Here is a 17,890-nt window from a genome sequence, read left to right on the forward strand (position 1 = left end):
GGAAAGTGTAACTGTCTCGTGCGATCCACGCGAACCCATACTGCTCCGGCGCTGTTACAATACGTACATCGAGTCAGGAGACCTGTATGTCAGAAACTGTTGTGGTCATCTATTCGGGGGGTATGGATTCGTTCACCCTCCTGCACCGGGCCATCTCCCGGGGATTCAGCGTTCATGCCCTGTCCTTCGACTATGGTCAGCGTCACGTGCGTGAACTGGACTGCGCCCGCAGTGTGTGCCAGAAAGCGGGCGTGCCCCATCAGATCATCGACATAACGTCGCTGGGCGCCGTCATGGCGGGATCAGCCCTTACCGGGGGAACTGTGGTGCCCGAGGGCCACTACGCTGAAGAGAGCATGAAAGCGACAGTGGTGCCAAACCGGAACATGATCCTGCTGTCCCTGGCCACCGGCTACGCAGTGACCAATGAGGCCAGCGCCGTCTGGTATGGGGCCCATGGCGGTGATCATGCCATATACCCGGACTGCCGGCCGGAATTTGTGGAGAGGATGGACGCCGTGTGCCGGATAGCCAACTATCAGCCGGTTCGCATAGAGGCTCCCTATATTGCAGCGGACAAAACACAGATCCTGGCAGAAGGGCTGGCCATGGGCCTCGACTATGGCGAAACCTGGACCTGCTACAACGGTCGCAAGCTGGCCTGCGGCCGGTGTGGGTCCTGCCAGGAACGTCTGGAAGCATTCGCCAACCATGGTCTGCGGGATCCGCTGCCCTATGAGGAACAGGCCTGATGTACCGGGTCAAGGAAGCTTTTTACACCCTGCAGGGTGAGGGCGCCCAGGCTGGTCGGGCGTCGGTGTTCTGCCGCTTCAGCAAGTGCAATCTGTGGAATGGTCGGGAAGCGGACAGGATGGCGTCTGTGTGCAGTTTCTGTGACACGGATTTTGTCGGCACCGACGGTCAGAACGGTGGCAGGTTCGAAACTGCGGAGGCCCTGGCGGACCACCTTGCCGCCCTCTGGCCAGAAGCGCCCGGGGTGCCCTATGTGGTCTGCACCGGCGGCGAGCCACTGCTGCAGCTGGACGAGCCGCTGATCCGCGCGCTCCATGACCGGGGCTTCGAGGTTGGTGTGGAAACCAACGGAACGCTGCCTGCTCCCGAGGGAATCGACTGGCTCTGTGTCAGCCCCAAGGCCAATGCCCCGGTGGTGATCAGTCGCTGTGACGAACTCAAACTGGTATTTCCCCAGCCCCTCGCCCCGCCTCACGCTTTTGAAAATATTCAGGCCAGGCATTTTTTCCTCTCACCGATGGCGTCGCCGTCCCTGCCGGAAGACGGTGAGGATGCCATCAAGCAGAGCAATACCCGAAAGGCGACAGACTATTGTCTGGCCAATCCACGCTGGCGACTGACTCTGCAGCTCCACAAACTGCTGGGCATTGACTGAGCAGCAGCCTGATTCTGGCCCCTTTGCTGGTCACTGTGAGAGTCGTCGTGACGGTCATCGTGATAGCCATCGTGATAGTCACTACGATGCTGACTGGGACTGGTGCCCGTCCAGCGCTTGAACGCCCGGGTGAAATTGGCGGCATCGGCATAACCCAGGGCATCGGCAATCTGGCTCAGGTTCATGCTGGTCCCCTCCAGCAGTTCCTCTGCCCGGCCCAGGCGGACTCTGTCCACCAGGGCCTGGAAGCTGCTGTTCTCCTCGTTCAGTCTTCGCTTCAGCGTGCGTTCGGAAACAAACAGGATTCCGGCCACCCGGCCCAGTCTGGCGGGAAACGGATGACTTGTTTCGATGACACGCAGCACTCGGGTACTGAATCCGGCGTCCCCGGTGAGCCTGCGCAGTGAATCCTCGCACTGGGCCCGGGAAATGGCTGCCAGTTGCTCATCACTGAAACGCAGAGGTGCCGAAAGCCTGGCCGCGGGTATTACAATTGCATCGTCGGCGGCCTCCCAGGTGACGGGTACCGGTATACGGTGGCGCAAACGCTGAAAATAGCCAGGCTCCCGGCCCCGCCGTCTGACACAGGCTCCCGGTATGGGGGCACCCATCAGCTGAGTGCTCATTCCCACGCAGCCGAACAGTGTGGCGTCCACGGCAAAGCCCTGGAGAGGGCCCAGATCAAGATCGCAGACAATGCCGAACACCGCCTGGTCGGTTTCCCGCCGCTGCACGACGCTTACCGAGGGCGACCTCAACATCAGATAGCGGCTCATCAGATCGAGAGCCCCGCCCAGAGTCTCACTGCTCATGACAGCGGTGCCAAGGGCGCCATGCAGCGGCAGCTTCAGCTCGCTTGCGAGAAGGATGCCCAGCCCCGGTTCGCCACTTTCCATGATGGCCCGGGTCATGAATTCGCTGGACTGGGACTGGCTGACCCGGACTTCAGGAGAACGCAGGCGGGAAGGATCAAGCCCCACTCTCAGTAACAGTCCCTGTGCATCAACCCCCATAGTCTGAAGGAGCTCGGCCAGCAGGTGGACATAGATCGAAGGCAGGCCCAGGTCCTCGGCTGTATTGGCTCGCATGATGCTCGTCCCCGTCTGGTCTGTTGTTATCAGGGTGATCAGTATCTGACGAGTATGGACTGATCGATTCCGCCACCCCATGACCTCACTGACGCGGTATGTGGCGGGATAGGCCAATCAGGCGGTGCTCTGTCCAGGGGAATGAGGGCAAAATCAGAAGCTGTTGTTTAATGGAGTATCAGGTCGGTCACGACAGGATCATGATCCGAGGAGCGCCAGGGCATGGTAGCGGGATTCGGGAAAGGCGCCAGAGAACCATCATAAGCCAGCGCACGGGGTTCGTCGGCATTGGCGTGCCAGACGCGGGCTGAATGCACCCGCGTTGCCAGAGACTGGTCCGCGAGCACGTAATCCAGAGTTCCGGCCCGACCGCGGTATCTGTAGGTATAGCTAAGCGGACCATGAAAGTGTCGGACCATATCCCGAAAACCGGCCTCTCTGAGGACTTGCAGTGGAGCTTCCATGGCATAGCTGTTGAGGTCCCCGGTCACCAGGGTGCCGGTGTGATCTGGTGAAACACGCATTGCGTCCAGCCATTGGGCAAGATCCACGGCAGCCTGCCGGCGGACGTTGGCGTAGCAGCCCTGACCGTCCTTCTGACCCCTCTCGGCGGGTCCCGCATTACGGCAGCTTTTCGACTTGAAATGGGCAGCCACGATTCGTACTTTTTCGGTCTTCCCCTTCGGCCGAAAACTCTGGGCCATGGCCGGTCGCCCTATTCCGCGCTGGAGCAGGGCAATGCCCTGTGTTTCCACCCTGGATGTGCGATAGATCATGCCCACGCGGATGGCGTCCTGGCCGGCATTTTTCCCGGTTGGCACGAACTGCCAGTCACGTCCGAGGGCGGCCGTCAGGGTTGCCAGGGCGCTGTCGGGGCCGTAACCATCATTTTCCAGTTCCATGAGGGTGATCACGTCCGCCTCCAGATTCTCCACAGCAGCTTTAAGGCGTGCCGTCTGGGCTGCCAGAGCCCGGCGGCTGTCCGCGCCCCGCTGCCCTTTGAATCCACTCCCGCTGCCATCGCCATTGAAGTAGTTGTGAAGGTTGATGGTGGCCACCCGCAGATTTCCACCCTTCTCCGGTTGCGTCCCGGGCCGGGGATTCCGGCTTTTGAATACTGGCTGGCGGAGTGGATGAAGCCGCCAGTCACCAAAACGGTAGTCGAGAACGCCATGCAGCCCACTGACCTGGTCCCCCGACCGGACAGTATTGCGGTGACTGAGAGCCGGCGGGGGCCAGGGCACGGAGTTCAGATTTGTGGCAGACCGGCCATCGTCCAGAATCAGGCGGGCTTTTTCCTGGGCAAGGTGTTGCCGGAAGGCTTCAGGCCCTGGAGACAGGTACTGGGTGGGTACAAACTGGATGGATTCGGCAAGGGTCAGCTGGCCATAACGGGCCAGACCGTAATTGTCTATCACGGTCAGGGGGTGGGTGATGGCCACCCGCATGTTCTCCAGGCTTTCAGGCAACTGGTTGTCCGGCCAGAGTCCGGAAACGCGGATGGGGGCAGGAAGCCGGGCCTGACCGCAATCCGTCAGCGGCTCTACAGCGGTCAGTTCAGTCAGGCCATGGTGTTCCTTGACCTGGCCGCTGATTCTAAGCCTCTGGCCGTGGCGACCCCCGGTCCTGCGGGTATACACGAAGACAGCCTCGGATGTCGCCGGGTCATCATCTGCTTCGTCATCGGCTGTCTGCAGATAGAATCCGCCGAAGCCGCCCGGATAGCGCGCATCAAAAGTCACAATGCCCTCGACGGTGACCTGTTGGCCCGCCATGGGAGAAGTGTCTCCGTGCCCCTGCACGGCAGCAATGGCATCGGCGGGCTGGCCGCACTCGGAAGCCAGTGCACCGGAGGCCGGGGCCAGGAAAACGGTTACTGCCAGCAGCCAATTCAGGTGGCTTTCTCCTTCAGCAGGTTTCTGCCACTTCCTCACGCTTTTTCCTGCGGGCGGCAAACCAGGGTGCCACCGCCTCGGGGTTGGCAAGTTCAAGTTGCTGAACAAGGGGGTCGGGATCGCGGGTATAGGGCCGTACACCAACCAGGGCGAGGAGATACCGCACCAGAGCACCTCGGGTTTCCATTCTCAGTCGATTGTCGGACATGTCGAAATCGCTGGCGATGATAGCCTGCTGGTCCTGGGTCAGGCGCCGGTCGGGCCTCAGCTCCACAGTCACCATCTGGTTCCAGTCAGCGTCGTGATCCACAGTATGCCGGCACCGCTCGGGGAGGATTTCCGGGGTACCACGGAAACGGCTCAGCACGAAGTCACGGAATTGCCGGCGCTCCTCGCACCAGGCCCGGACGTGCCAGCGCTGGCCGCTGTAGACCAGGGTATGGGGCTCGATTACCCGATGCACGCTACGGGGGTCACTGAGGGAAAAATACTCCACCCGAAGTCGCCTGCCCTGGCGCGTTGCTGCCACCAGCGCCCGCACAACGGAAGGTTCTGCCAGCCGTCGGGGCACATTGATGACGGTGCTGTTGGGCAGCCCTATATTGAGCGATTCGAAGGTCTGGCTGAGGGCATTGTTTCTTGTCAACAGATCCAGATATTCCCCGGAATGTCCCTGGGTGACCACGGGACGGAACTCCGCCGTCGGTACGTAGCCCTTGAGGTGCCGGTCATAGACAAGATTGTCGGGGGCGATTTCCCGGAGATAGGTGTTGATGTCCTTGGAGGCCTGTTGTCTCCCGATACCAAAACCGTGGCAGATGTGGTTGGTGGTCAGCCGCCCCTCCCAGAGCGCGATGATTTCGATCAAGCGGTAACGCAGAAGCAAGTCCCAGCGGATGGGCCATTCCGTTTTCTTCATGACGATGGGCTCTTTCAAATGACTGACTGAAAACTGACCAATCCCTGATCAGTAACTTCATATTATCAGCTTTGGACGGAGCTGGGGTGTTACAGGCCATTAATGTCAAAAAATGTTAAACGGGTGGGAGGTCAGTCCGCAAGGCACCGATTGTTGCTCATTGCGGCAATTGCGTAATGGCGCCGTCGGGACCTGGCTGCTGTAATAGCGGATTGGGCAGTGCGGCCTGTGGCTGTTATGTTTCTGCCTGAGCCTCTTAATTCGCCCCCGCCCTGAATATCCGCATTCAGCGGTGCAGACTTCTGGAGATTGCAGGATGACCCGCATGGTCACTTCCCTGTCAGCGCTGATTCTCAGTATCGTACTTCTGGTCAGCGGCAATGCCTTCCTGATGACCCTGCTGGGTATTCGCCTTAGCATCGAAGAAGTGGATCCGGCCACCATTGGCTGGGTGCTGGTGTGCTATTCCGTCGGTTTCGTTGTCGGCACGCTTTATGTGAACAAGATTATCGGCCGGGTGGGCCATATCCGGGCCTTCGCGGTATTTGCCGCCATGGCGGCGGTGGCTTCGCTGCTCTATCCGCTGGCGATCTCGGTGATTTTCTGGGCCTTTCTCCGGGCACTCTCCGGCTTCAGTATTGCCGGGGTTCTGGTGGTTATCGAAAGCTGGTTCAGCAGCCGCGCCACCAATAGCAACCGTGGCGCCATGTTTGCGATTTACCAGATAGTGTTCTATCTGTCCGCCGCAGGCGGTCAGCTGATCGTCAATCTGGGGGACCCGGCCAGTTTCATGCCCTTCACCCTGGCTGCGGTTCTGCTGACCCTGGCCCTGATACCCCTGTCGTTGACCAGGATGGAAGCGCCGCCCATCACGCCGGTTGACCGCATGTCATTTTTCACCCTGTTCCGGGAATCGTCTACCGGCGTCGCAGGGGCCCTGGTCTGCGGCGTGCTGATTGGTTCTTTCTACGCTCTGGGACCGGTCTACGCCACACTCATCGGCCTTGACCTGGGTGACACCTCCATCTTCATGGCCTGTGCCATCGTTGCTGCCATGCTCTTCGCCTGGCCTCTGGGTCTGATTTGTGACCGTTATGACCGCCGCTGGGTGCTGTTGTGGGTTGCGACAGTGGCTGCGCTGGCTGCGTTTGCCACGAGCCTGCTGGGGCCGGACCGATTCTGGCTGCTGTTGCTGGTGGTTGGCGTCTTCACCGGCCTGTCTGCCACTCTTTATCCGGTTGCGGTGGCTATCACCAATGATCGCATGGAACATCACCGGATCGTGGCTGCCAGCGCTACCCTGCTGCTGAGTTACGGTATTGGCAGCGTCATCGGCCCGGTGGTAATGGCCGAACTGGTGAGCCAACTCGGCCCCAGGGGGCTGTTTCTGGGTAATGGTGTCTTCCTTCTGTTACTTGCGGGAACCACCTGGCACCGTATACGCACCACCTACGATATTCCGGTCGCCGCCCAGGAGAATTTCGTGGCGGCCATGCCCCAGTCTTCAGCAGTGCTGACGGAAATGGATCCACGGAACGAGGAGTTTCAGGAAACCGGCGAGGTCCTCACTGTGGAGGATCCCCTGCCAAAGGCCGGCTGAGCAGGGCCGGAGCTCGGCGAGTCTTCGATTATCCCTGATTTCTGAAGGCCAGAGGGCCTCCTCTTATGGCAACAATTAGCTTACTATTGTAAGTGGCTGGGCACTTACAGAACCTGTCCGGCATCTGAGCACCGAGGTTTTTGATGGATAGTGAAAATACAAGAGAGCAGTTTCCGTTTGCAGTCGCCCGGGTAACCAGGCGCTGGCGCAAGTTGCTGGATGAGCGCCTGAAGGATCTGGGGGTAACCCAGGCCCGGTGGTCGACCATGTTTTACCTGCAGCGCGGAGGGGAAGGCCTGACCCAGCGGGAACTGGCCAGCATCATGGCCATTGAGAATCCCACTCTGGTCCGTCTGCTTGACAGCCTGGAAGCGCAGGGCCTGATCGAACGCCGTCTCTGCCAGAAAGACCGGCGCGCAAGGCGCCTGCACCTTACCAGTGCCGGTGAGGCCTTCATGGACGAACTCAATGCCAGAGCAAGGGCTCTGCGTGATGAAATGCTGGAAGGTGTTGATGATGCTGACCTTGAGGTGTCCGTCCGCGTATTCAACCGCATCATGGTGAACGGTGACCGTCTGAAGTAAATGCCATGTCACCTGGGAGTTTTCTCTGTCCAGCCATTCCCTTGAAGCACTGCAGAGCCGTTACGGCGACCGCTGGCGCTGGTTCGCGGTAGCCACGGTCATGCTTGGCACCATGGCGACAGTGCTCAGTGCCACCATCGTGAACGTCGCCCTGCCGGATATCATGTCGGAGTTTGGTATCCGACAGGGCAAGGCCCACTGGCTGGCTACCGGTTTTATCGCCGCCATGACCACCACCATGCTGACCACCGGCTGGCTGCTGGATCACTTCGGAATACGCAAGACCCTCGCCAGTGCCATGCTGCTGTTCAGTATCATTTCCGTTGCCGGTGGCTTCAGCCAGACACCTGAAATGCTGATAGCCGCCCGCATTGCCCAGGGCGCGGTGGCAGGACTCATGCAGCCCATGGCCATGTACCTGGTATTCCGGATTTTTCCCCGCGAGCGCCGGGGCCAGGCCATGGGCATATATGGCATGGGGGTCATTCTGGCGCCGGCACTGGGCCCCACCCTTGGCGGGGTGCTCGTCGACCAGCTTGACTGGCGTTTTGTCATGTTCGCCCCTGCGCCTGTCACCTTGCTGGGGGTTTTCATGGTCTGGAAGTTCCTGCCAAGGCCGGTTGCGCCCCTGCTTTCCTACCCGTTCGATCTCCGCGGCCTGGTTCTGCTGGCGCTGACCATCGTCTGCAGTCTCGATGCGCTCAACCGGTTGCAGGCACCAGCGGGTAATGGCCTCTGGATCGGCGCTGGCCTGATGGGTGCCGTCACCACGCTGGTGCTGTTTGTCCGCCGGGAACGTCGGGTGAAGCATCCTCTGCTGCAGGTCCGTCTGCTACGACGTCCCAGTTTCCTGTTCGCCAACATTGGCGCTGTTGCCCTTGGCCTGGCCCTGTTTGGATCAACCTACCTGATCCCGCTGTTTGTGCAGTCGGCGCTCGGGTTTTCCGCCACCAAGGCAGGGCTCCTGATGCTCCCCGCAGGTATTGTGCTGGGTATGGTGTTCCCCATAGCCGGCCGCCTTGCGGACCGCCGCAGCCCCCGGGGGCTGATCATTACCGGAATGGCCCTGTTCGCCCTGTCAGCTGTGCTGTTTGCATTATCAGACATGACCCTGGGGTTTGCCTGGCTGGCGCTCTGGGCGGTGATTGGGCGCATTGGCCTCGGCTTCATGTTACCTGCCCTGTCGACTGCCGCACTGAATCCGCTTGAGCCCCATGAGCTGGGCTATGGTTCTGGCACCATCAATTTCACCCGGCAGCTCGGGGGCGCCTACGGCATCAATCTGGTGGCGCTGACCCTGGAGTACGGAGAGCACGCAGGTTCACTGCCCACCATTGGGGCATTCCACACGGCCTGGTGGCTGGTGGCCGGCTTCGTACTCCTCGCACTCTGGCCCGTGTGGCGGATCCGGCCGTGATTGCGTTGCCGAAAAACTTTGATTATCATGAAGTTCTCTTCAGGGGAGTAGTCTCCATCGGCCTGTCAGCAGGCCCAGGGCAATGGTCAACACACTTGGGACTCAATCCCGTGGCCATTGCATCCGGCCCTCCAGGGCAGGGATTGGCAAGACCTGAGGCAGTGACATTCCCGGTGGGCGGAGAATGGAGCTGCCTCCTGTCCGCGATCCGCCCTGAGTCCTGTTTATGGATGCCCTGATCACCTCGTCCATTGCCGTATTCATTGCTGAAATCGGCGATAAGACCCAGCTTCTCTCGCTGTTCCTGGTCAGCCGTTTTGCCCGGCGCTCGCCCATCATTCTCGGTATACTCGTTGCCACTCTTCTGAATCATGGCCTGTCAGCCCTGCTCGGGGCCTGGGTCGCGGAATGGCTGCCGCCCAGCTGGCTGCCCTGGCTGGTGGCGGGCAGCTTTCTTGTCATCGCCCTGTGGTTGCTGTTTCCCGACCGGGATGAAAATGAAGAATCCGGCCTGCTGGGCCTGGGTGCATTTGCTGCCACCACTCTGATGTTTTTTCTTGCGGAGATAGGCGACAAGACCCAGATTGCCACAGTCGTGCTTGCAGCGCGTTACGAAGCCACCTTTTGGGTGATTGTCGGCAGTACCATTGGTATGCTGGCAGCTAATATACCCGTGATTCTGGCGGGCAGGTGGCTGATGGAACGTTTACCCCTGGCTACGGCGCGAATCGCCGCGAGTGGTCTGTTCCTGGCGCTGGCAGCGGCAACGGTCTGGGCTGCCCTGCTGGGCTTGTGAGTCGGTTCTGGAAAACCAATTATGTGGTCTGATTTCTTTAACAATAGTGCACGGGCATTCCTGATCGGGGCAGTGATGACGGCGTCCGCGCCCCTGGCGGCCCAGTCGGGCCCTTACAGCCCCGCAATCGGCAGCGCATCGCCCGAAGATGTCCATACCGTGCCTCCGCGGGTACCGCGCTGGAGCCTGCGGGGTGACGTAGTGGGCGAGCTTTCGGTCATGAGAACCCGTTACGAGGACACCTTTGCCGGCATAGGCAACGAAAAAAGCCTGGGGTATCTGGAACTGGTCAAGGCGAACCCGGGCATCGACCCCTGGCTGCCGGGCGAGGGAACCCAGATCACTCTGCCCCGCAGGTATGTGCTGCCGGAGAGCAAACGGGAGGGTATCGTCATCAATCTGGCGGAATACCGGCTTTATTATTTCAGCGGCGGCGCAGTCCAGGTCTACCCCGTAGGGGTGGGCACGGAAGACAATCCGTCGCCCCTTACCGATGCCGAAGTAACCATGCGGCTGGAATCGCCTGCCTGGTATCCGCCCGAAAGCGTACGCGCTGAATACGACGCCAGCGGCGAATATCTCCCACGCGTGATTCCCCCCGGCCCCGACAACCCGCTGGGCCCCTTTGCGCTGTTACTGAGCAAAAAAGGCTATCTCATCCACGGCACCAACAAACAGTTTGGCATTGGCATGCAGGTCAGCCATGGCTGTTTCCGCATGTACAACGAGGACATTTCGCAGTTCATCAACATGGTGGACAAGGGTACGTCGGTCCAGATCATTCATCAGCCGGTCAAGATCGGTATGAGCGGTCGCGAGGTCTGGCTTGAAGTGCACCGCCCGAAAGAAGACTATGACAGTGATGCCAGGGAGCGCCTCTGGGACGAAGTGGGCCGCGTCATATCTGCCTTTGAACAGAATGTCCCAGGTGTTGAGTTCCAGCGCCGGGCCATTGAACTGGCTGTTGATCAGGCAGATGGGCTGCCCAGAATGATTGGCGAACGCCTGACCCAGGTGGCGGGCGAGCTGCCGGGAGAAAGGTCTGAAAGGAGCCCTGCCGACGAGGACCAACCCGTCAGAGGGCTCTTCTGAATCAAACCCGGGAGAGCAGTGAATGACAGGCAATGTTTTGATAACCGGCGCCAGCTCCGGCCTTGGCGAAGGCATGGCCAGGGAGTTTGCAGGCCGCGGCTGCAATCTGGCCATCTGTGCCAGGCGCACTGAGCGCCTTGAGGAGCTGCGGGAGGAACTGCTCAAACGGCACCCGACACTCAAAATCAGCGTGCGGGCACTCGACGTCAATAATCACGACCAGGTGTTCGAGGTGTTCCGGGCCTTCCGCGATGACCTTGGCGGTCTGGACAGAATCATTGTCAACGCAGGGATAGGCAAGGGCCAGCCACTGGGCACGGGCCACTTCAGCGCCAACCGGCAGACTGCTGAAACCAATTTCGTGGCCGCCCTGGCGCAGGTGGAAGCGGCCATGGAAATTTTCCGCGCGCAGAACCGTGGCCATCTGGTTGCCGTATCTTCGGTATCAGCGGTGCGGGGCATGCCCAAAAACATCACCACCTATGCCGCGACCAAGGCAGGCCTTGCTGCGCTGATGGAAGGGCTCCAGGTCGAGCTGGCAAAACAGGGTTCCCCGATAAAACTGACAACCCTCTATCCGGGTTACATCCGCACCGAACTCAATGAGAAGGTAAGGAACACGCCTTTTATTGTGGACGCAGAAACCGGATGCCGCGCCATGGTTCGCGCCATTGAATCAGAACGTGCCCGGGCCTATGTGCCTGGCTGGCCATGGCGACCAATAGGCTTCATCATGAAGCGACTGCCAGTATCCCTGCTGGCCAGAATGGTTTGATGTTTGCCAGGAAAGCTTAAGCCACCATTTCCCCACGGGAGGTGATTTCCTTGATCAGACAATCGACAACGTCTTCGGGTTTTTTCCGCCTCCGGTGCTGGTCCGGCGTTCTTGCCATCGGTCTGGTTCTCGCCCTGTTTTCCCTTGGTCAGCAGTTGCTGGCCCAGGAGAAGCGTGACGGCACCGCCCTGGTGCTCACGGTGGAAGGCCCCATAGGGCCCGCCACCATGGACTACATTGTTCGTGGCATGGAGCAGGCACGGCAAGGCGACGCCGAAGTGGTCATTCTTGAAATGAACACCCCTGGTGGCCTGATGGATTCCACCCGCAGCATCATCCAGGCCATTCTTGCCTCAGAGGTACCTGTGGCAACTTATGTCCATCCGGAAGGCGCCAGAGCGGCCAGCGCCGGGACCTTCATTCTCTATGGCAGTCATGTGTCCGCCATGTCCCCGGCAACCAATCTGGGCTCGGCAACCCCCGTGCAGATGGGAGGAATGCCCGGAAGCCCGCAGGAGCAGGAGGATTCCTCCGGCTCCGGGGATGCAGGGGAAGCTGAAGACACTGAAAAACAGGAGGCCGGGGACCGTCAGGAAGAAGAATCCGGGTCTCCGGAGGAGGAAAAGACCCGGGGTGGCTCCGCCATGGAACGCAAGATTCTGGAAGATGCCGTCTCCTGGATTCGGGGGCTGGCCGAACGTCACGGCCGTAATGCTGACTGGGCGGAAGAGGCAGTGCGGGAAGGCGCAAACCTGGGCGCCGATGAAGCGCTGGAGCGCAATGTAATCGACCTGATCGCAGCTGACATCCCTGGCCTTCTGAAGCAGATGGACGGTCGGACAGTAAAAATGCGGGACGGGGAGCGGACCCTGAATACCGGCAATCTCGAAATAATCCGCCTGGAGCCGGACTGGCGCACCCGTCTGCTCTCGGTCATCACCGATCCCAACGTGGCCTATTTCCTGATGATCATCGGGTTTTACGGGCTCATCTTTGAACTTTCCAATCCGGGAGCCATGATTCCCGGTGTCATTGGTGCCATCTGCCTGGTGCTTGCACTCTTCGCCTTTCAGGTTCTCTCGGTGAATTACGCTGGCCTTGCGCTCATTCTGCTGGGGTTGGCATTCATCGTAGGGGAGGCCTTCATGCCAAGTTTTGGCATCCTGGGTATTGGCGGGCTGGTAGCCTTTGTGGTGGGCTCCATCATATTGATGGATGGCAGCCACCGGGAAGTCTCCCTGCCCCTCGTCGGCGGCACCGCCGCCATAGCTGCAGGCTTCATGCTCTGGACCGTCACCCGCTTCCTGAGCCTGCGTCGCAAGCCGGCCGTCAGCGGTGTGGACCAGATCAGGCAGGAGCGCGCGGTGGCGCTGGACAGTTTTGAGTCCACCGACGGTCACTATCGGGGCCATGTGAGACTGGGCGGAGAGCGGTGGAACGCGACCAGTGACGGGCCGGTGGAGAAAGGTCAGGAACTGAAAGTAGTGGATGTAGACGGCCTGTCGGTGAAGGTCGCGGTGACAGAATCCGGTTCGTAAACCAGCTTTCTGGAATTACCGACCACCGATCACGATTCAACCAAGGAGATACCCAATGGAGCAATTCATCCCCTATGTCGCGCCAACCGTTGTACTGCTTCTCATCCTGGCGTCAGCAATCAAGATCCTTCCGGAATACCAGCGGGGGGTAGTGTTCTTCCTTGGCCGCTTTCAGGGGGTCAAGGGACCAGGTCTAATCATCATCATCCCCGGTATCCAGCAGATGACGCGAGTGGACCTGAGGGTCATTACGCTGGATGTTCCCGGCCAGGACGTCATCTCAAAGGACAACGTGACGGTCAAGGTGAATGCGGTGATTTATTTCCGCGTAGTGGACCCGGAGCGTGCCATTATCCGGGTGGAGGATTTCGGCTCCGCCACCAGTCAGCTCGCCCAGACAACCCTGAGGTCGGTGCTGGGCAAGCACGATCTCGATGAAATGCTTTCCGAACGGGACAAGCTGAACGCGGATATCCAGGAGATCCTTGATTCCCAGACAGAGGACTGGGGCATCAAGGTGGCGAATGTCGAGATCAAGCATGTGGATCTGAACGAATCCATGATCCGGGCCATCGCCCGTCAGGCAGAGGCCGAACGGGAACGGCGCGCCAAGGTCATTCATGCCGAGGGTGAACTCCAGGCATCCAAAAAACTGGTTGAAGCTGCCGAGGTGATGGCGAAGGAATCCGGCTCAATGCAGCTGCGCTACCTGCAGACGCTGTCGGATATGAGTACCAGCAATAATTCTTCGATGATCGTGTTTCCCCTGCCCATGGAATTCATGGAAACCTTTGGCGCCGCCAGGGAGTCAAAATCCAAATCAAAATCCTGATTCACTGATCTCCAGACACAAAAAAGGCCGGTTGATACCGGCCTTTTCTGCTTGAGTCAGCCTTACTTCTGGCTGGCCTTCTGAAGCATGCGCTTGGCGCGCTCATTTGCCTCGTTGGCAGATTTCTGAGCTGCCCGTGCTGCGGACAGTGCCTGCTCTGCGGTCTGCTGGGCGTTGTTGGCCCGGGCATTGGCATCATTGGCTGTGTTCAGTGCCTGGTTGGCGGTCTGCTCTGCTGAATTCGCAGATGCCTGAGCCTCGTCAATAGACTCCTGGCTTGCCTGTGAGGCACAGCCGGCGGTAAGAGCGGTAGCCAGTGCAAACCCTGCTAGTGTCAACTTGCGCATTATTGAATCCCCTTATTAGTCGTTGTGCTTCCTGAATTACCTGATTCATGCAGTGCCAACATCCTGTTGGCTTTCATTTGGCATGCACGATTTGCCAAGATCGTAAACAGTGTAAAACACTATGAAAGCAAATGTTAACAATGCATAGGTAAAACTTCTGACGATATTACGCAGACGTAAGGAAACCGGGCCGTTTTTTCGCTGTCCCGGCGCGCAGTAGCGCCTGCTCAGGGAACAATCTGGATGGGGGTTCCGTCGCTCACCAGCTGCCAGATTTCATCCATTTCGTGATTGGCCACGGCGATGCACCCCTCGGTCCAGTCCAGGCCCGTGTAGGCAAAAGCCATGTCTTCCGCGCCATTGGGCAGGCCATGGATCATGATACTGCCGCCAGGGTCCTGGCCCCATGCAGCCGCCTGGGAGCGGTCATTCTTATTGGGATAGGAAATATGAATGGATTTGTAAAAATCGCTCCCGGGGTTGCGCCAGTCAAGGGTGTAGGAGCCTTCGGGGGTGCGCTGGTCACCTTCAAAGAGCTTGTGCCCGTATGGGTTGCCCCCCAGGGAAATTCGATAGCTGCGTATCACCTCTTCGTCGGACATGAGGTAAAGCCGGCGTTCTTCCTTGCGCACCAGCACCTGGTTGACATGGAGGGGGGATCGGTCGAGCATCGCGACGTTGAATTCCGTGGCCTGCCCCGCTGATGACAGCATCGTCAGCACAAGAGAAACGGCAAGGGCGGGGAAAAATATCGGGTACCTGAGTTGCGCGGACATAGCTTACCAATGGTTAATGCCTGGACACTGGGGTTATAGCACAGCCCTGGCACAACGTGAACACGGACTCTGTTACGAAGCCTGGTTTTGTTAAACCATCGCCAGAACAGCTGCCTGCAGGCGCCGCTCAAGAGCGTCGGTGTCGAGCTCGCGGCCGATAATCTCCAGCCGGGATTCGTCCGCTGGATCGCTGTCCAGCAGGGTAACCATGCCATCCACCGCATTGAATGAGAGCCACCCCGAGGTGGTGTTTACAACGGCTTTGAGCCGGTCAAAGCTGTCCTCATGGGCGAGCTGATGCAGGGCCGCGGCATCAAACATCTTCTCCGGGTGGACCCGCCACCCCAGGCTGTGAAAACCTTCCCCGTGATTTTGATAAACCTGCCAGGGCTGATCTGCAAGAGATGGCTTTGCCTGCGGAGGTCTGTCGTGATTATGTGCCCGGTGACTGTGGGGAAACCATGAATCATGGCGATCGGATGTGCCCGTGAGCCAGTCGATCTCGATTCCGCCGTTGGCGATGTGGGCGATTCGCTGCCGGGCCGGCTCGATCGCCCCAGCCCATTGGTCAAAGTGCTCGATCTGCTGGGGAGTACACAGGTCAGTTTTGCTGGCCACCAGCACATCCGCAACCGCTACCTGATCCTGAAACTGCCTGTTCTCCAGCACCCTGGGATCTTCCAGCCGCCTGGGATCAACCAGACAGACGGAGGCGGACAGGGCAAGGACATCCTGATAGAAAACGCTGGTCAGCATCTCAAGGATCTGTGCCGGGTGACCCAGGCCAGTGGGCTCTATGAATAGGCGGTCAGGCCGGGAAAAACGGATCAGGCTGTTGAGGCCAATCTGCATTGGCACCCCCGACACGCAGCACATGCAGCCTCCGGGCACTTCCCGGATGGCGACGCCCTCGGTACGCAGAAGGGCGCCATCAATGCCCACCTCGCCGAATTCGTTTACCAGCACCGCCCAGGTTTCGTGTTCCGGCTTCTGTTTCAGAAGATTCAGGATGGCGGTGGTCTTGCCGGCCCCGAGAAACCCCAGTATCAGATGCGTGGGAATCGGCGGGTAATCATTTGCCATGGCTGTCGTCCATCTTGAGGCCAACTTTGGTCACCTTGTCCGCATCGGTGGCTCTGGCAACCAGGGTGACCGGGCCCAGAAGCACCCGGTCACCAATGACCGGATGACCCTTGGTGCGCTTTGCGAAACATTCCGCCAGAGACAGTTCCGGCGGCAGTTCGTCGAATTCTATGCCGTAGACCTGTTCCACGTCCCCCAGCAGCGCATCGCCATTGAGCACGAAATCCCCGAAAAATGCCCGCTCGGCGAGATGCCGGGGCGAGTGGCGGCCGGAAAGAGCCTTGCCAAGAAGGGGCAGGGTCGCCGGGGTGGCAAATACACCCACCACATCGCCGGAGGTGACCTTCAGGTCGGGACTGGGGGGGTGGCAGATGCGATTCCGGAAGACCCCGGCAATGGCCGTGTTTTCCGGCAGCTGTAGCTGGCCCAGCGGGCGTTCCTGCTGCCACTGGTCGCCCCTGAGAGGAAACAGCATCAGTTCGTGATCCCCGGCTGCGGCTACATCCAGGGGAAGACGACGGAAGGGTTCATTGGTGGCCGGAACCTCAAGTTTGAGGAAACGGGCCAGGGGTGCCAGGGACATTCCCTGCACCAGCAGCGACACCAGCACTATGAAGAAGGCAATGTGAAAGATGAGACTGGCTTCCGGCAGCCCGGCTATGATCGGAAACAGGGCAAGCACAATCGGAACCGCTCCACGAAGCCCCACCCAGCTGATAAACGTCAGTTCCCGCCGGTTGAAACCAAAGGGCCAGAGGGTGGTGACAATAGCCAGCGGTCGGGCCACGAAGATCAGCACCAGCGCCAGAATCAGGCCACCACCGGCAAGGGGCAGCAGCTCACTGGGATTCACCAGCAGACCCAGCATCAGAAACAGGCAGAGCTGGGCCAGCCAGGCCAGACCGTCATGTACCTGCAGAATCATGGGCATCATCCGTACCGGCCGGTTGCCAAGCACAACACCGGCCAGATAGATGGCAAGAAAACCGCTGCCGCCAAGCTCGTTGGTGCCGGCAAACACGATCATGCCGGCGGCGACCACCAGCAGGGGATAAAGGGAAGGGGTCAGGCGCAGGCGGTTGGTAATCTCCACCAGAGCAAGGCCGCCCAGAACGCCCATGATGCTGCCGATTCCAAACTGCATCACCAGCAGCAGCAGGCTGTCCACCACCGAGCCTTCACCCTGGTTCTGAACCAGCATCAGCAGCATCAGGGTAAGGAAGATCGCCATCGGGTCGTTACTGCCGGATTCGATCTCAAGAGTGGCACTAACCCGCTCGTTCAGGTGCAGGCCATGGCCCTGCAAGAGGGAAAATACCGCAGCGGCATCAGTGGACGACACAATGGCCCCGACCAGCAGGGCGGTCAGCCAGTGCAGGCCGAACAGGTACCAGGCCGCAAAGCCCGCCACGAGGGCGGTGATCAGAACACCGAAGGTAGCCAGCACCAGAGCGGGTCGCAGCCCCACACGAAAGGTCTCGGCCCGGGTGCGCATCCCACCATCCAGCAGAATCACCGCCAGCGCCAGGTTGGCAATCAGGAAGGCCAGCTCGAAGTCATCGAACAGAATGCCACCAGGCCCGTCCTCCCCCATCATCATCCCCACCACGAGGAAGATCAGCAGCACCGGCATGCCCAGGCGGCTGGAAAGCGGGCTCAGCATAATACTCATCACAAGCATCATGGCGCCGAGCAGAATCACGGTTGTGGGCATGGCGACTCCGGGAAAATCAGGATTCC

General features: G+C 59.7%; 17 protein-coding genes. 10 read left to right on the plus strand and 7 right to left on the minus strand.

Annotation, left to right across the window (positions count from 1 at the left end):
- The first annotated feature begins 86 nt into the window (after window positions 1–86).
- Complete coding sequence (queC, locus tag LG327_RS04690; protein WP_404366465.1) at window positions 87–752, plus strand: 7-cyano-7-deazaguanine synthase QueC; 666 nt, start codon at window positions 87–89, stop codon at window positions 750–752.
- A complete protein-coding gene (queE, locus tag LG327_RS04695; RefSeq protein WP_404366468.1) occupies window positions 752–1,408 on the plus strand; it encodes a 7-carboxy-7-deazaguanine synthase in 657 nt (218 codons plus the stop codon). Before queC ends, queE begins: the two co-directional genes overlap by 1 nt.
- On the opposite strand, the gene LG327_RS04700 is transcribed toward queE, so the two are convergent.
- From LG327_RS04700 to LG327_RS04710, 3 genes are all read right to left on the minus strand, one after another.
- Window positions 1,342–2,496, minus strand: coding sequence for an AraC family transcriptional regulator (locus LG327_RS04700; protein WP_404366470.1), 1,155 nt, complete (start codon window positions 2,494–2,496; stop codon window positions 1,342–1,344). The two genes, queE and LG327_RS04700, sit on opposite strands and share 67 nt — an antisense overlap.
- A 167-nt stretch (window positions 2,497–2,663) precedes the next feature.
- On the minus strand, window positions 2,664–4,430 hold the full coding sequence (locus tag LG327_RS04705; protein ID WP_404366473.1) for an ExeM/NucH family extracellular endonuclease: 1,767 nt from the start codon (window positions 4,428–4,430) through the stop codon (window positions 2,664–2,666).
- Window positions 4,405–5,310 (minus strand): helix-turn-helix transcriptional regulator, encoded by a 906-nt coding sequence (locus LG327_RS04710; protein ID WP_404366476.1) that lies wholly within the window; start codon window positions 5,308–5,310, stop codon window positions 4,405–4,407. The genes LG327_RS04705 and LG327_RS04710 overlap by 26 nt, the downstream gene beginning before the upstream one ends.
- Window positions 5,311–5,626: 316 nt before the next feature.
- Between LG327_RS04710 and LG327_RS04715 the strand changes: the two genes are divergently transcribed.
- From LG327_RS04715 to LG327_RS04750, 8 genes are all read left to right on the plus strand, one after another.
- Complete coding sequence (locus LG327_RS04715; protein ID WP_404366479.1) at window positions 5,627–6,910, plus strand: MFS transporter; 1,284 nt, start codon at window positions 5,627–5,629, stop codon at window positions 6,908–6,910.
- 143 nt (window positions 6,911–7,053) lie between these two features.
- The gene (locus tag LG327_RS04720) at window positions 7,054–7,494 is read left to right on the plus strand and encodes a MarR family transcriptional regulator (RefSeq protein WP_404366482.1); all 441 of its coding nucleotides are present in this window, start codon (window positions 7,054–7,056) and stop codon (window positions 7,492–7,494) included.
- A gap of 25 nt (window positions 7,495–7,519) precedes the next feature.
- Window positions 7,520–8,911 carry an MDR family MFS transporter gene (locus tag LG327_RS04725; RefSeq protein WP_404369225.1) on the plus strand — a complete coding sequence of 464 codons (1,392 nt, stop codon included), beginning with the start codon at window positions 7,520–7,522 and terminating at the stop codon, window positions 8,909–8,911.
- A gap of 226 nt (window positions 8,912–9,137) precedes the next feature.
- Entirely contained in the window at window positions 9,138–9,707 is a 570-nt protein-coding gene (locus LG327_RS04730; RefSeq protein ID WP_404366485.1) for a TMEM165/GDT1 family protein, read from the plus strand.
- 21 nt (window positions 9,708–9,728) lie between these two features.
- Window positions 9,729–10,799: a L,D-transpeptidase family protein gene (locus LG327_RS04735; protein WP_404366488.1), complete on the plus strand. Its 1,071-nt coding sequence runs from the start codon at window positions 9,729–9,731 to the stop codon at window positions 10,797–10,799.
- Between the two features lie 22 nt (window positions 10,800–10,821).
- On the plus strand, window positions 10,822–11,574 hold the full coding sequence (locus LG327_RS04740; RefSeq protein WP_404366491.1) for an SDR family oxidoreductase: 753 nt from the start codon (window positions 10,822–10,824) through the stop codon (window positions 11,572–11,574).
- A 50-nt stretch (window positions 11,575–11,624) separates the two neighbouring features.
- A complete protein-coding gene (locus tag LG327_RS04745; RefSeq protein ID WP_404366493.1) occupies window positions 11,625–13,112 on the plus strand; it encodes a nodulation protein NfeD in 1,488 nt (495 codons plus the stop codon).
- Window positions 13,113–13,167: 55 nt separating this feature from the next.
- Window positions 13,168–13,944, plus strand: a complete 777-nt coding sequence (locus tag LG327_RS04750; RefSeq protein WP_404366496.1) for a slipin family protein — start codon at window positions 13,168–13,170, stop codon at window positions 13,942–13,944.
- Between the two features lie 62 nt (window positions 13,945–14,006).
- On the opposite strand, the gene LG327_RS04755 is transcribed toward LG327_RS04750, so the two are convergent.
- From LG327_RS04755 to LG327_RS04770, 4 genes are all read right to left on the minus strand, one after another.
- On the minus strand, window positions 14,007–14,291 hold the full coding sequence (locus LG327_RS04755; protein WP_404366498.1) for an Lpp/OprI family alanine-zipper lipoprotein: 285 nt from the start codon (window positions 14,289–14,291) through the stop codon (window positions 14,007–14,009).
- Between the two features lie 227 nt (window positions 14,292–14,518).
- Window positions 14,519–15,067 (minus strand): murein L,D-transpeptidase family protein, encoded by a 549-nt coding sequence (locus LG327_RS04760; protein WP_404366501.1) that lies wholly within the window; start codon window positions 15,065–15,067, stop codon window positions 14,519–14,521.
- Window positions 15,068–15,157: 90 nt separating this feature from the next.
- Complete coding sequence (locus LG327_RS04765) at window positions 15,158–16,150, minus strand: CobW family GTP-binding protein (protein ID WP_404366504.1); 993 nt, start codon at window positions 16,148–16,150, stop codon at window positions 15,158–15,160.
- A complete protein-coding gene (locus LG327_RS04770) occupies window positions 16,140–17,864 on the minus strand; it encodes a potassium/proton antiporter (RefSeq protein WP_404366507.1) in 1,725 nt (574 codons plus the stop codon). Before LG327_RS04770 ends, LG327_RS04765 begins: the two co-directional genes overlap by 11 nt.
- Window positions 17,865–17,890: the final 26 nt, after the last annotated feature.

Source organism: Marinobacter sp., assembly GCF_044799475.1.
Taxonomy (GTDB): domain Bacteria; phylum Pseudomonadota; class Gammaproteobacteria; order Pseudomonadales; family Oleiphilaceae; genus Marinobacter.